The 13,932-nt window shown below is 67.3% G+C and carries 12 protein-coding genes; 4 read left to right on the top strand and 8 right to left on the bottom strand.

All coding sequences use genetic code 11. The features are described 5' to 3' along the window. Positions 1 to 77: 77 nt before the first annotated feature. Positions 78 to 755 carry a DUF4286 family protein gene (locus tag DKG74_RS18910; protein WP_109907742.1) on the top strand — a complete coding sequence of 226 codons (678 nt, stop codon included), beginning with the start codon at positions 78 to 80 and terminating at the stop codon, positions 753 to 755. Here DKG74_RS18910 and DKG74_RS18905 read toward each other — a convergent pair. After that, positions 745 to 1,962, bottom strand: a complete 1,218-nt coding sequence (locus tag DKG74_RS18905) for a PucR family transcriptional regulator (protein ID WP_165837760.1) — start codon at positions 1,960 to 1,962, stop codon at positions 745 to 747. The genes DKG74_RS18910 and DKG74_RS18905 overlap by 11 nt on opposite strands. 133 nt (positions 1,963 to 2,095) lie before the next feature. On the opposite strand from DKG74_RS18905, the gene DKG74_RS18900 reads away from it, so the two are divergent. Next, positions 2,096 to 4,684 carry a flavin-containing monooxygenase gene (locus DKG74_RS18900; protein ID WP_165837759.1) on the top strand — a complete coding sequence of 863 codons (2,589 nt, stop codon included), beginning with the start codon at positions 2,096 to 2,098 and terminating at the stop codon, positions 4,682 to 4,684. 19 nt (positions 4,685 to 4,703) lie between these two features. Here DKG74_RS18900 and DKG74_RS18895 read toward each other — a convergent pair whose 3' ends face one another. The 7 genes from DKG74_RS18895 to DKG74_RS18865 all read right to left on the bottom strand — a co-directional run bounded on the left by DKG74_RS18895 (position 4,704) and on the right by DKG74_RS18865 (position 9,842). Further along, positions 4,704 to 5,111, bottom strand: a complete 408-nt coding sequence (locus DKG74_RS18895) for a GFA family protein (RefSeq protein ID WP_109907740.1) — start codon at positions 5,109 to 5,111, stop codon at positions 4,704 to 4,706. A gap of 29 nt (positions 5,112 to 5,140) precedes the next feature. Then, positions 5,141 to 5,584, bottom strand: a complete 444-nt coding sequence (locus tag DKG74_RS18890; RefSeq protein ID WP_109907739.1) for a cupin domain-containing protein — start codon at positions 5,582 to 5,584, stop codon at positions 5,141 to 5,143. A 656-nt stretch (positions 5,585 to 6,240) separates the two neighbouring features. After that, positions 6,241 to 6,771 carry an exonuclease domain-containing protein gene (locus DKG74_RS18885; protein ID WP_109907738.1) on the bottom strand — a complete coding sequence of 177 codons (531 nt, stop codon included), beginning with the start codon at positions 6,769 to 6,771 and terminating at the stop codon, positions 6,241 to 6,243. Further along, positions 6,768 to 7,181: a HEPN domain-containing protein gene (locus DKG74_RS18880; protein ID WP_109907737.1), complete on the bottom strand. Its 414-nt coding sequence runs from the start codon at positions 7,179 to 7,181 to the stop codon at positions 6,768 to 6,770. The genes DKG74_RS18885 and DKG74_RS18880 overlap by 4 nt, the downstream gene beginning before the upstream one ends. Next, positions 7,178 to 7,525 carry a nucleotidyltransferase domain-containing protein gene (locus tag DKG74_RS18875; RefSeq protein WP_109907736.1) on the bottom strand — a complete coding sequence of 116 codons (348 nt, stop codon included), beginning with the start codon at positions 7,523 to 7,525 and terminating at the stop codon, positions 7,178 to 7,180. Before DKG74_RS18875 ends, DKG74_RS18880 begins: the two co-directional genes overlap by 4 nt. A 104-nt stretch (positions 7,526 to 7,629) precedes the next feature. After that, a complete protein-coding gene (locus DKG74_RS18870) occupies positions 7,630 to 9,252 on the bottom strand; it encodes a fumarate hydratase (RefSeq protein ID WP_109907735.1) in 1,623 nt (540 codons plus the stop codon). A gap of 71 nt (positions 9,253 to 9,323) precedes the next feature. Next, positions 9,324 to 9,842 carry an SspB family protein gene (locus tag DKG74_RS18865; RefSeq protein ID WP_109907734.1) on the bottom strand — a complete coding sequence of 173 codons (519 nt, stop codon included), beginning with the start codon at positions 9,840 to 9,842 and terminating at the stop codon, positions 9,324 to 9,326. An 87-nt stretch (positions 9,843 to 9,929) separates the two neighbouring features. On the opposite strand from DKG74_RS18865, the gene DKG74_RS18860 reads away from it, so the two are divergent. Both DKG74_RS18860 and DKG74_RS18855 read left to right on the top strand, forming a co-directional pair. After that, complete coding sequence (locus DKG74_RS18860) at positions 9,930 to 10,637, top strand: cysteine hydrolase family protein (protein ID WP_109907785.1); 708 nt, start codon at positions 9,930 to 9,932, stop codon at positions 10,635 to 10,637. Between the two features lie 57 nt (positions 10,638 to 10,694). Continuing rightward, positions 10,695 to 13,913: an acetyl-CoA carboxylase family protein gene (locus DKG74_RS18855; protein ID WP_109907733.1), complete on the top strand. Its 3,219-nt coding sequence runs from the start codon at positions 10,695 to 10,697 to the stop codon at positions 13,911 to 13,913. Positions 13,914 to 13,932 lie beyond the last annotated feature (19 nt).

Here is a 13,932-nt window from a genome sequence, read left to right as displayed (position 1 = left end):
CATGGTAACGGTATTCGGCGACTGTTCCGTGTCAGCCCGCCGAAGACAAGGCGGCGACCAGCGACAAGGTGGGGACGATGGCCCGACATGTGCAGATCGTATTGTCCAATCCGGCCAGCGCCGATCGGACGGCAGAATTCCATGACTGGTACGAGACACAGCATATCCCGGACCTGATGCGGCTGCCCGGCTTTGTCGGGGCACAGCGTTTCCGCGTCGCGCTGCCGTTCCGGGGCGAAGTGCCGTGGAGCCACGCCGTGGTCTACGACCTCGAGGGTGACGACCTCGGGGCGCTGCTGGCTGAACTGGTCGATGCCCATGCCGATGGACGGATCGCCGTCAGCGATGCGCTCGACGGCGCGACGCTGACCGCCCTCGTCTTCAGTCCGCAGGGGCCCTTCCACGGTGAGGCGGGGCATCGCCGCCAGCTCTTCGTCGCCCTGTCGCGCCCCACCGAGGGGCAGGAGGCGGCTTTCAACACCTGGTACGACACGACCCATGTGCCCGAGGTCTGCGCGATCCCCGGCATCTTCGGGGCGCGGCGTTATCGCCTCGCCATGCCGTTCCTCGATCCTCTGGGCGAGGGGCAGGGCTATCTCGCGCTTTATGATGTCGACAGCGCCGATCTCGATGCCCTTGCCGAAGAGGTGCGCCAACGTGCCCGCGATGGCCGCACCCGCATGTCCGCCGCCATCGACCTCAAGGGCCTGACCGCCTTCTTCCTCGAGCCGCTGGGGCCCGGGGTCACGCGCTGAGGCTGGCGCCGAACAGGGCGAAGAGATGCAGCGCCAGCTCGGTCTGCAGGCGCCGCTCGCCGACCGGATGGCCGAGCTGGGCCTCGATCTGTTCCAGCCGGTAGCGGATCGTGTTGTGATGCAGGCCAAGCGCCGCCGCGGCCGAGCGGAAATTGCAATTGGCGGCATAGAAGGCCGCCAGGGTCTCGCGCCCGCGCCGCGCGGCGGCACCGGTGCCGGCCAGCGGCCCGAGTTCATCGCCGATGAAGGCGGATAGGCGCGCCGGCTCCGCCGCGCACAGCGCGGCCATCGACGCCGTCTCGAAGGACACAACGGTGTCGCCCGGGGGCAGGATGCGCTCAGCGACCCGCAGCGCATCCGCCGCGTCGCGGTGACTACTGGCGAAACCGGCGATGCCGGTGGCCGGGCGCCCGATGCCGGCGACGATGCCGCTCTGCCTTGGCCGCCACGGGCGCGGCGGTCCGGGGCGCAGCGACAGCCAGCACCAGCTGGTTCGGGCATCGACCCGGACGATCAGGCTGTGTTCGGCCCGCAGCGCCTCGCCCCAGTCCTGCACGATGGCCTCGACCGGGGTCGGGGGGCCGGCCCCTTGCGGCGGCTCGCGCAGGATCATGGCGACATGCCGGCCCTTCAGCGGGTAGCCGAGGCGGTGGGACGCCGCTTCCGCCTCCGTAGGAGGGTCGTCGATCACCCGGCGCACCGCTTCGACGAGGCTCAGCGAGCGTTCCCGGGCGAGGCGCTCCAGCTCCCGGCGATGTTCCTCCGACAGGCGGGCGGTGATGAGGTCGAGCCAGGCCATCATGTAGGACGCGCCGGTCTTCACCACGTCGACCGCGATGGGACCGGGCGGGCCATGGTCGCGCACCGCGTCGGCCCAGATTTCGATCAGATACTGGATGCCGATGGGATAGGCGCGGAACACGAAATTGCCCGTCAGCCCCTGTTTCACCAGCAGACGGGTCAGGGTGATCACTTCCTCCGTCGGGGTGAAGGTCTCGAGCGGCACGCCCCGGCTCAGATAATCGAAGATGCCCGACGTATTGGCCCGGCAGGTGGTCAGCACGGTTTCGCTGGCGCCGAAGGCCGCGATTTCGGGCATTCGCGCGCCGATCTGGCGCGCGACCTCGCCGCCGATGGCGTGGGTGTCCGGCAGCAGCGCAGCCGCCACGCGGCGCACCCAGGCAGCGGGATCGGTGGAAAGGGTCATGGCGACAGGATGCGGCATTTGCGCCAAATGGTCAAAACTGTTGCGGGCTTCTATCCATTCGCCCGAAGACGACCGGGGCGATTTTTGCCAGATTTCTTCCACCAAGAACAATAATTCATGGGAGGAGGGCAGAATGCCCCAGCATCACGACATCGTCGTCATCGGCGCCGGCTTTTCCGGTTTGTACGCAGTGCACAAATTCCGCGACGAACTGGGCCTTTCGGTCAAGGGCTTCGACGCGGCCGGCGGGGTGGGTGGCACCTGGTGGTGGAACCGTTATCCCGGGGCGCGCTGCGACATCGAATCGGTCCATTACGCCTATTCCTTCTCGGAAGAGATTCAGAAGCGCTGGACCTGGAGCGAGCGTTTCGCCGCCCAGCCGGAAATCCTGTCCTACCTCGAATTCGTCGCCGACACCCTCGACCTGCGCCGCGCCTTCACTTTCGGGACGCGCATCACCAGCGCCGTCTGGGACGACGAGGATCACGTCTGGACCGTCTCGACCAGCGACGGCGGCGTCTGCACGACGCGCTTCCTGATCGCGGCCAGCGGTAATCTCTCGATTCCCAAGCCGCCCGATTTCGCGGGGCTGGACCGCTTCAAGGGCGAGGTCTACACGACGAGCCAGTGGCCGCATCACCCGGTGGATTTCACCGGCAAGCGGGTCGGCATCATCGGCACCGGCTCGACCGGCATTCAGGTCATTCAGGAGGTGGCGAAACAGGCGGCGCACCTGACCGTGTTCCAGCGCACGCCCAATTTCGCCCTGCCCCTCGGCAACGAGAGCCTGTCCGAGGAGAAGCGCCGCTGGGTCGCCGATCATCACGCGGAAATCCGCGCCGGCGCCCGCGAGACCTTCATGGGCATTCCTTTCGAGCGGCCGGAAATTTCCGGCACCCTCGTCCCCGCCGAGGCGCGCAAGGCGAAATACGACCGGCTGTGGAGCAAGGGCGGCTGGCCGCTGCTGGTCTCGTCTTATGCCGACGTGCTGTCCAGCCAGGCCGTCAATGATGACGTCGCCGATTACGTCCGCGACAAGATCAGGGCGCGGGTGACCAAGCCCGGCGTCGCCGAGCTGCTGTGCCCGACCGACCATCCCTTCGCCACCAAGCGCCTCGCCTTCGAGACCGATTATTTCGACATCTTCAATCAGGACAATGTCGACCTGATCGACGTGCGGACGAAGCCGGTCGAGCACCTGACCGAGCGGGGCATCGTCGCGGGCGGGGTCGAATATCCGCTCGACGTGCTGATCTTCGCCATCGGCTTCGACTCGGTGACCGGGCCGCTCGTCCATCTCGGTCTCGTCGGGCGGAACGGCGCGACGCTGGCGGAGCGGTGGCAGGACGGGCCGCGCAATTACCTCGGCATCGCCATGCATGATTTCCCCAATCTCTTCACCATCACCGGGCCGACCAGCGCCGTCGCGCTCTACAACAACCCGCTGGCGATCGAGGATCACGTCGACCTCGCGACGGACGCCGTCCGTTACACCCTCGACCGCGGCGCCGACATGATCGAGGCGACGGCGGAGGCGGAGGAACACTGGTCGCGTATCGTCAACGGCCTGCTCGGCCTGACCCTGTTCCCCAAGGCCAAGTCCTGGTACATGGGCGCCAATATCGACGGCAAGCGCACCGGCACCTATATCTTCACCGGCAGCGCCCAGCTCTATCGCCAGATGACGGCGGAGATGCAGCAGCTCGGTTATGGCGGCTTCGTCGTCGGTACGCGGCGGGCCGCGCTGCCGCCCATGATGAAGCTCGATCCGGCCGTGCTCGGCCTCATGGGCGTGTTGCAGGGCCAGGGCACCAAGGCGCTGCACGACTGCACGGTCGAGGAGACGCGGGCCCTCGTCGACAGTTTCTCGATGCTGCAGGGCGACGCGCGCGATGTCGAGGTGACGGCGACCGCCTATCCGACGAAGACGGGCGAGCGGCCGGTGCGCGTCTATCGGCCGAAGGGAAGGGCCGGGCTGCTGCCGGTCGTCGTCTTCTGCCACGGCGGCGGTTTCATCGCCGGCAGTATCGACGCGATCGACAAGCCGTGCCGCGCGCTGGCCGACGATCTCGGCCTCGTCGTGGTCGCGCCGGGTTACCGTCTGGCGCCGGAGCATCCCTTCCCGGCGGCGACCGACGATACATTCGCCGCGCTCGAATGGGCGGCCGTCCATGCCGCGCGCTTCGGCGGCGATGCCGACCGGCTGGTGGTCGCGGGTGAAAGCGCGGGCGGGTTGCTGGCCGCCGTCGCCGCCCTGCGCGCCAGGGACGGCGGCGGGCCGCGCGTCGCCGCGCAGGTGCTGATCACCCCGGCCATCGACGGCGCGGCGAAGACCGCCTCCCGCGTCGAATATGCCGAGGGGCCGATCCTGTCGACAAAGGCGGCGGAAGGCATGTTCGCCGCCTATCTGGCGGGCACGGGGGCGGAGCATTCGCCGCTCGCCTCGCCTGTTCACGCCGCGAGCCTGGCCGGTCTGCCGCCCTGCCTCGTCCTCTCCGCCGAATGCGACCCCCTGCGCGACGAGGGCGAGGACTACGCCCGCCGCCTCGCCGCGGCGGGGGTCGAGGTGCGCTCGATCCGGCTCGATGGGCTGATCCATGCCGCCTTCAGCATGGCGGGGGTCATCCCGCGCGCCCGGGACTTCACCGTGCAGATCGGCGAATTCCTTGGCGCCGTGCTCGGCCGGGCCGACGCCCAACCCACCCGCGCCGCCGGGGAGTGAGGCGCGGGGGCCGGCATCCTCAAGGGGTGTCGGCCCCGTCCTCGAAGCGGGTGCCGCCCTCGCGGTCGCGGGCGTAAGCCTTCATCCCGGGAAACGGCGGCAGCCAGGCTTCGCGGCGGATGGTCCAGAGTTCATAGGTCGGGCGGAGCAGGTCCGGCGCGTCGAGCGAGCCGAGGTTCACCTCGATCTCATCCCCGCTGCGGGCGAAGACCGGCGAGCCGCAGTTGGGGCAGAAGTGCCGCCCGGCATACTCCCGCGTCTCGCCCGCGATGCTGACCGCCGCTTGCGGGAAGATCGCCGAGGCATGAAACAGCGCGCCATGGTGCTTGCGGCAATCGAGACAGTGGCACAGCCCGACGCGGTAAGGCCGCCCCTCGGCCTCAAGGCGGACCCCGCCGCACAGGCAGCCGCCGGTGAACCGCTCCATCCCGTCTCTCCTCGCTCACCCGGCGGTGCTCAGGGGCGGACTTCCGTGTTCCCGGTCACGCCCTCGGGCACCTGGTCGATCACCAGCAGCTGGACGGGCTCCGTGCCCGTGTTCTCGCCATAATGCCAGTCGCCCAGCAACTCGACGATGAAATCCCCCGGCTTGTAATCGAAACGCTGGCCGCTGTCGGCGGCATAGACCGCGAGGGTGCCGGCCTCGACATAGGCATAGCGATGATGCGGATGCCGATGCACCGGCAGCTTCGCCCCCGGCTGAATGACATAACGCGAAACGATGACCGTCGCCGGCCCCTCCGGCAGGGTGATCGGCTGCCCCGTGACGGTGGCGCTACCCGAAAACACCGGCGTCACAGTGACCGCCTTGTGGGCCTCGTCCGCCCGCGCGGCGGCGGGAAGCAGCAGGGTGGCGAGGGTAAGGCCGAGGCCCAACTGGCGGATGATTTTTGTTGTCATTGTCGAGATGCCCCCAATTTGGGGAAACCATCTCTCATTGAGGGCCGGGCGTCCAGCGGTGTCGCTGTTGAGTTGGGCGAGTGGTATGCTCCGAAACGAAAAACCCTCTCCGCCTTTCAGGGGGAAGGATGAAGAGGGGGGCCGGGTGTCGAGTTTCTTCATTCAATGTGGCGGCTCGCAATCAATTCTATATGGCGTCCCCTTATCTTGCGTCCCCTTATCTTCCGTGCGGGGGCGGGTGAGGTTGTGCGAGGCGGGCGAGGTTGTGCGGGCGACGCGGACTCAGTCGATCCAGAGGTAGTCAGGCGTCGCGAACCTGAGGTCGCTATACTAGAACTAAAGTTTGTTCAAATCATGTATAGCGTCCCCTTATCCCATGCAGGATTTGAAAACCTTCTCGACCGGATATTGTTCCGATGCGCGATCAGAGCTCATATTGCCCCAGAGAGTGCATTCGTTAAATTTTCTCATGATCAATTCCAATTTTCACAACTATGGAATGTTATTATTCTCTAGAAATAAAGTAAATAGGCATGTTCGCTTCCTGAAAAAAATTATTGGTTGGGCTGACTGAGATGTTGCGAGTTCTGAGGCCGCAAGATTGGACGCTCGGGGGCTCTAATTTAGCTTCAAGGCCGCAACCAGTACTCCCCCACTCACCGTCCCAACGCCCGCACCATCCCCTGAAGGTCCAGCCCCGTCTCCCTCAGGGCGTGGTGGACGATGAGGCCGCAGGTTCTTGCGTCTTCGGTCGCGTCGTGGTGGCGGAAACGGATGCCGAGGTGGCGGGCGAGGTTGGCGAGGCGATAGCCGCCGGCGAGGCCGGGCCAGGCGCGGCGGGCGATGCGGACGCTGTCGAGCCAGAGGCAGTCGGGCATGTCGGCGCCGAAACGCTCGCAGGCCGCGGTCAGGGCGCCGCGGTCGAAGAAGGTGTGGCTGACGACGATGGCGCCGTCGAGCCGGGGGGCGAGGGCGGAAAAGGCGGTGACGAAATCGGGGGCGCCGGCCACACGGTCATCGTCGATGCCGTGGATGCGGATGTTGAAGGGCGCGAAGACGCAGCCCGGCTGCACGAGGGTGCCGAAAGCCTCGGTCTCGCCGACGGCGTCGAAGCCGACGACGCCGATCTGGCACACCGACCACGGCATGGCCGCGGCGGTCTCGACGTCGAGGGCGAGGTATTTCATGAGGGGACGTCTGGCCGGCCGATATCGGTGTCTTGATCCGAAGGGGGCAGGGTTTCGCGTATGGCGGCAATGAACAGGTCTGCCTGCGCGACCATCTCGGCAGCGTCGGCGCTTTCTATCGTGTCGCCGCCATAATCGGCGATGTACCGCCGGACCTCCGCCTGTTTGAGCAGGCGGCCCAGGTCCTTGGCCAAGATGCCGTTTTGGATCAGATGGTGGCTGAAAGCGTTGATGACACCCTTGTGTGTCTTGCCGCCATCATGACCTGCCGCCGCCGGGGCCGCCCGCGCCGCATCGAACATGGCGTAATAGGCGCGGTTGCAGGCACCGTCCGCATCGCCGGAGGACGCCAGCAAGCGCGCGGAAGCCGCGGCCTGTTCAGCTTTGGCCAGCAGGACTCGGGCCTTCACAACGGGATTCCGTCGCGGGCGATGGCGTTGAGAAGAGCGGGATTGTGAGCATTCTGCGGTTGTTCCCAGTCATCGAGCCAGACGGGAAGCGGGGAAATATTGATCCCCGTTTCGAGCAGAATGTCGTAGGCGACATCGCCGAGCGCGATTGCCGTGGTCAACAGACGCTGATGGCGACCGCGCAGCAGAAGGGCGAGATCGGCATCGCTGTCAGGCTGGTGGTCGCCTCGGGCTCGACTGCCGTAAAGCAGGGCACCGACCACGTCGTACCGGCTGGCGATCCTCGTCAGAAAGCGCCGGACGGCGACCTCGGTATCCTCGTCGATGCATCTTTGCGGTGCCATGTCCCGGTCTCCACACGGACCGTGAGATTATCGGGCGCGAAGGGCGGGAGTGCAATCACGCGTCGGGGGCGGCTGCCGCCCGCCCCCGTCTGTCCTGAAGCCGATCACATCAGGTTGGCGAAGAAGTCGTTGCCCTTGTCGTCGACGACGATGAAGGCGGGGAAATTCTCCACCTCGATCTTCCAGACGGCTTCCATGCCGAGTTCGGGATATTCCAGCACCTCGACCTTGCGGATGCAGTTCTGGGCAAGGATGGCGGCCGGGCCGCCGATCGAGCCGAGGTAGAAGCCGCCGTGTTTCTTGCAGGCGTCGGTCACCTGCTTCGAGCGGTTGCCCTTGGCCAGCATGACCATGGAGCCGCCCGCCGCCTGGAACTGGTCGACATAACTGTCCATGCGGCCGGCCGTGGTCGGCCCGAAGGAGCCGGAGGCATAGCCCGTCGGCGTCTTGGCCGGGCCGGCGTAATAGACCGGGTGGTCCTTGGCGTATTGCGGCAGGCCTTCGCCGGCGTCCAGCCGCTCCTTCAGCTTGGCGTGGGCGATGTCGCGGGCGACGATCATCGGCCCGGTCAGCGACAGCCGGGTGCGGATCGGATACTGGCTGAGGGTCTTCAGGATCTCGGCCATCGGCTTGTTCAGGTCGATCTGAACGACTTCGCCTTCGAGGTCGTCATGGGTGACCTCGGGCAGGTATTTCGCGGGATCGTGTTCCAGATCCTCGAGGAAGACGCCGTCCTTGGTGATCTTGCCGAGGATCTGGCGGTCGGCCGAGCAGGACACGCCGATGCCGACCGGGCAGGAGGCGCCGTGGCGCGGCAGGCGGATGACGCGAACGTCGTGGCAGAAATATTTGCCGCCGAACTGGGCGCCGATGCCGGTCGACTGGGTCAGCTTGTGAATCTCGGCTTCCAGCTCGCGGTCGCGGAAGGCGCGGCCCAGCTCGTTGCCGGTCGTCGGCAGGTCGTCGAGATAGCGGCAGGAGGCGAGCTTCACCGTCTTCAGGGTGAGTTCCGCCGAGGTGCCGCCGATGACGATGGCGAGGTGATAGGGCGGACAGGCCGAGGTGCCGAGGGTCTTGATCTTCGCCTCGACGAATTTGAGCAGCGAGGCCGGGTTCAGCAGGGCCTTGGTCTCCTGATAGAGATAGGTCTTGTTGGCCGAACCGCCGCCCTTGGCGACGAAGAGGAATTTATATTCATCGCCCGGGGTCGCGTAGAGGTCGATCTGCGCCGGCAGATTGTTGCCGGTGTTCTTTTCCTTATACATGTCGAGCGGCGCCATCTGCGAATAGCGCAGATTGGTCTCGGTATAGGTGCGGGCGACGCCGCGCGAAATCGCTTCCTCGTCCTTGCCGTCGGTCCAGACATATTGGCCGCGCTTGCCCATGATGATGGCGGTGCCCGTGTCCTGACACGAGGGCAGCACCATGCCGGCGGCGACATTGGCGTTCTTCAGAAGTTCCAGCGCGACGAACTTGTCGTTGGGCGAGGCTTCCGGGTCTTTCAGGATCGAGGCAAGCTGGGCGAGGTGCCCGGGGCGCAGCAGATGCGAGACGTCGCGGTAGGCGGCGAAGGTCAGGGCCTCGATCGCCTCGGGCGAGACTTCGAGCACGCGCTTGCCGCCGACCACGATTTCCTTGACGCCGTCCGAGGTGATCTTGCGCCAGGGCGTCGTCACCTTGTTGGCGGGGTCGTGCTCGAACATGTCCTGATAGGCGAACGCCGTCATGGCCGGAAACCTTCTGGAATGAAATGAAAACAGGGGCGCGCGGGGATCGCGCGCTCTACTTCTTGCGCGCCTTATTTCTTGCGAAATGCGTCCAGGGTCAGGACTTCGCCGCGTTTCTCGCCCGCGGGCGGGGTCTCGGGCTCGGGCTTGTCGTCGGCGGCCTCGTCGCGGCGCAGGGTCGACAGGCTGGCGGTCTCGGCCGGGGCGGCGGGGCGGGCGGCGGGCGCTTCCTCGCCGTTCGGCTGGAACTGCAGGCCGAATTGCACGGACGGATCGAAGAAGCCGGTCATGGCGGTATAGGGCACCACCAGACGCTCGGGCATCTTGTTGAAGTTCAGCTGCACCTCGAATTCCGATTCGGACGCCTTCAGCCCCCAATACTGGTGCTGGAGGACGATGGTCATCTCCTCCGGGTAGCGCTCGCGCAGGTGCTCGGGGATGTCGACCCCGGGGGCGCCGGTCTTGAACGAAAGATAAAGGTGATGGTTGCCGGGCAGACCCTGCGTGGCGATCCTGGTCAGGGCCTGACGCACGACGCCCCGCAGCGCGTCCTGCACCATGCCGCTATAATTCATGAAGTCCTTGGCCATCACTCTGAACTCTGTTCTGGGTTGCCCCGATAAAGGCCCAGCCTATCGCCGCAACCGCGACAGTCAATGACGGAGGGGGCCGGGGCCATGTTCGCCGTGCGCAGTGGAGTAGCAAAAGTGACCGATTTCCGCCAGATCGAAGCCCGTCCCTACGGTTTCCCCTACGATGGTCCAATAAAGCCGGCGCGGACGGCATTGCTGGTCATCGACCTGCAGGTCGATTTCCTCTCGCCGCAGGGCTATTTCGCGCTGAAGGGTTACGATCCGTCGCGCCTGCGCGCCATCCTGCCCGCGGTCAATCTCTTGCTGAAGACCGCGCGGGCGGCGGGCTGCACCATCGTCCACACGCGGCAGGGCTACCGCGCCGACGGCGCCGACCTGACGGCTTACGAGCTGTGGCGGCGCGAGCGGGCGGGCATGGCGGGCACCCGTGCCCTGATGCGCGGCCAGCCCGGCTTCGAGATCGTGCCGGAAGTGGATGTCGCGCCCGGCGATATCATCGTCGACAAGACGGCCAATGGCGCCTTTTCCCATACCGACCTCGACCACATCCTGCGGGCGCGCGGCATCAGCCATCTGATGTTCACCGGCTGCACCACCGATGTCTGCGTGCACACCACCCAGCGCGAAGCCTGCGACCGCAATTACCAGTGCCTGCTGATCGAGGATGCCTGCGCCTCGGGCGATTCCTACGCCCATGACGCGGCAGTTCACATGACCCAGGTCGAGGATGGCATCTGGGGTGTCGTCGCGAAAACGGCGGCGGTCGTCGCCGCGCTTGCACCCGCTTTGTGAACGAAGCAGCGTCTCCCCGTGCCGCCGGCAGAAGCGGCAAGCCGAGGAGATGTTGCCGTGTTCCGCTGTATCCTGATCGCCAACCGGGGCGAGATCGCCATCCGCATCGCCCGGGCCGCCGCCAGCCTCGATATCGAGAGCGTCGCCGTCTTCGCCGAGGATGACGACCGCTCGCTCCATGTCGCGGTGGCGGACCGGGCCGTGGCGCTGAAGGGCAGGGGCGTCGCCGCCTATCTCGACGGGGCGCAGATCGTCGCCCTCGCGAAGACGCACGGCTGCGACGCCATCCACCCCGGCTATGGCTTCCTCGCCGAGAACGCGAGCTTCGCCGAAGCCTGCGAAGCCGCGGGCATCGCCTTCATCGGCCCGTCGCCCGCCACATTGACCCTGTTCGGCGACAAGGTCGCGGCCCGGAAGCTGGCGGAAGGCGCGGGCGTGCCCGTCGCGGAAGGCACGGCGCGGCCGGTCGATCTCGGCTGCGCCGAAGCCTTCATGCGCAAGCTGGGCGAGGGCGTGCCGGTCATGGTGAAGGCGGCGGCCGGCGGCGGCGGGCGCGGGATGCGCGTCGTCGAGAAGCTGGACGACCTTGCCGAAGCCTTCGCGCGCTGCCGTTCGGAAGCGAAGGCCGCCTTTGGCGACGATCGCATCTTCATCGAACGCTTCATCCCCGCCGCCCGCCATGTCGAGGTGCAGGTGCTGGGCGATGCCCTCGGCCATGTCGGTCATCTGTTCGAGCGTGATTGCAGCCTGCAGCGCCGCCACCAGAAACTGGTCGAGATCGCGCCGGCCCCCGGCCTGTCCGACGAAATGCGGGAGAAGTTGTTCGCGGCGGCCTTGAGCCTCGCCCGCGCCGCGCATTACCGGACCGTCGGCACCGTCGAATTCCTGGTCGCGCCCGATGAAAGCGGTTTCTGGTTCATGGAAGCGAACCCGAGGCTTCAGGTCGAGCATACGGTGACCGAGGCGGTGACGGGGGTCGACCTCGTCGCCGCGCAGATCCGCCTCGCCGCCGGGGCCGCCCTGTCCAGCCTCGACCTCGACGGCGTCGCGCCCCGGGGCTTCGCGATCGAGGCGCGCATCAATCTCGAAGTGATCGGTCCAGACGGCGCGGCACGGCCGGCGGCGGGGGCCATCGCGACCTATGAGATGCCGGGCGGGCCGGGCATCCGGGTCGATGGCGCGGGTTATGCCGGCTATCCGGTCAATCCCGGCTTCGATCCGCTGATCGCCAAGCTGATCGTGCACGAGGGCGGGAGTGATTTCGCCCGCGCCGTCGCCGCCCTGCGCCGCGCCCTGAGGCAGACCCGGATCGAGGGGGTGGCCAGCAACATCGCCTTCCTCGAAGCCCTGCTGGCCGAGGAGACGGTGGCGATGGGGCGTCTCGACAACCGGCTGGTGGAGCGGCTGGGCAGCCGGCTGGCCGGCGCGGTGCGCGAGGCCGGCTTCTTCCCGAAATCTGCCGCACCCGCCGCCGTTGCCGCCATCATCGCCCCGCCGGGGACGGAGGCGGTGGCGGCCCCGCTGTCCGGCCGTATCGTCGCCTTCGAGGCGGCGGAAGGGGCGGGTATCGCCGCCGGCCAGAGCCTCGCCATTCTTGAAGCCATGAAGATGGAGCATGTGGTCAAGGCGCCCTTCGCCGGCATCGTCCGCCGCCTCGGCGGCGCGGCGGGCGAGACCATCGCCGAGGGCGCGGCCCTTGCCTTCATCGAACCCGCCGCCGTCGAAGGCGCCATCGCGGGCGAGGTGGTGGCGGTCGATCCCGATCATATCCGCCCCGACCTCGCCGAGGTGATCGCCCGCCATGCTCCCGGCCTCGACGTTAACCGCCCGGCGGCGGTCGCCCGGCGCGCCAGGACCAACCAGCGCACCGCCCGCGCCAATGTCGAGGATCTGTGCGATCCCGGCAGTTTCAACGAATATGGCGCCCTGCTGCTGCCCGCCCAGCGCAAGCGCCGCGGCCTCGACGATCTGATCGAGAACGGCCCGGCGGACGGGCTGATCGCCGGCACCGGCACGGTCAATGCCGCCGACATGGGCGCGGAGGCCGCCCGCACCATGGTGATCGCCTATGATTACACGGTGATGGCCGGCACCCAGGGCATGATGAACCACAAGAAGACCGACCGGGTGCTGCATGTGGCCGAGGAATGGCGCCTGCCGCTCGTCCTCTTCGCCGAGGGCGGCGGCGGTCGGCCGGGCGATACCGACTGGGTCGGCGTCGCCGGCCTCGACGTGTCGACCTTCGCCGCCTTTGCCCGCCTGTCGGGTATCGTGCCGACGGTCGGTGTCGTGTCGGGTTACTGCTTTGCCGGTAACGCCGCGCTGCTTGGCTGCTGCGATCTGATCGTCGCGACCGAGAATGCCTCCTTCGGCATGGCCGGCCCCGCGATGATCGAGGGCGGCGGCCTTGGCAGCTTCCGGCCGGAGGAGGTGGGGCCGGTCGCCATGCAATGGGCCAACGGCAATATCGACCTGCGCGTCGCCGACGAGGCGGCGGCGGTCGCGGCGACCAAACGCCTGCTCGGCCAGTTTCAGGGCGTCGCCCCGGTCTGGCAGGCGGCGGATCAGCGGGAACTCCGCCATGTCGTGCCCGAGAACCGCCTGCGGGTCTATGACATCCGCAAGGCGATCGCGCTCCTGTGCGACAGCGGCAGCGTCATCGAACTGCGCGGCGGCTTCGGCCGGGGCATGATCACCGCGCTCGTGCGTATCGAAGGCAAACCCTTCGGCCTCATCGCCAACGATCCCGGCCACCTCGGCGGCGCGGTCGATGCCGATGCGGCGGAAAAGGGCGCGCGCTTCATGAAGCTCTGCGAGGCGAGGCGCCTGCCGGTGATCAGCCTGATCGACACGCCCGGCTTCATGGTCGGGCCGCCTTGCGAGGCGGAAGGCATGGTGCGCAAGGCCGCCGATCTCTTCATCGCCGGTGCCGCCCTGACCGTGCCTGTGTTCGCCGTCGTGCTGCGCAAGGGCTATGGCCTCGGCGCCCAGGCCATGGCCTGCGGCTCGTTCCACCGGCCGGTGTTCACCATTTCCTGGCCGTCGGGCGAATTCGGCGGCATGGGCCTCGAGGGCGCGGTCCGCCTCGGCTATCGGCGCGAGCTGGAGGCGGCGGGCGATGCCGCGGCGCAGAAGGCGCTGTTCGACAAACTGGTGGCCCAGCAATACGCCAACGGCAAGGCGATCAACATGGCGTCCTTCGGCGAGATCGACGCGGTCATCGACCCGGCGGAGACACGCGGCTGGATCCTGCGGGGGCTGGCCTCCGCCAAGTGACGGAGGGAGCCCGGGGATA

The organism is Zavarzinia aquatilis, from assembly GCF_003173035.1.
GTDB classification, from domain to species: Bacteria; Pseudomonadota; Alphaproteobacteria; order Zavarziniales; family Zavarziniaceae; genus Zavarzinia; species Zavarzinia aquatilis.
The sequence above is the reverse complement of the archived record's forward strand: the minus strand, read 5'-3'. Positions and strand labels throughout refer to the sequence as shown.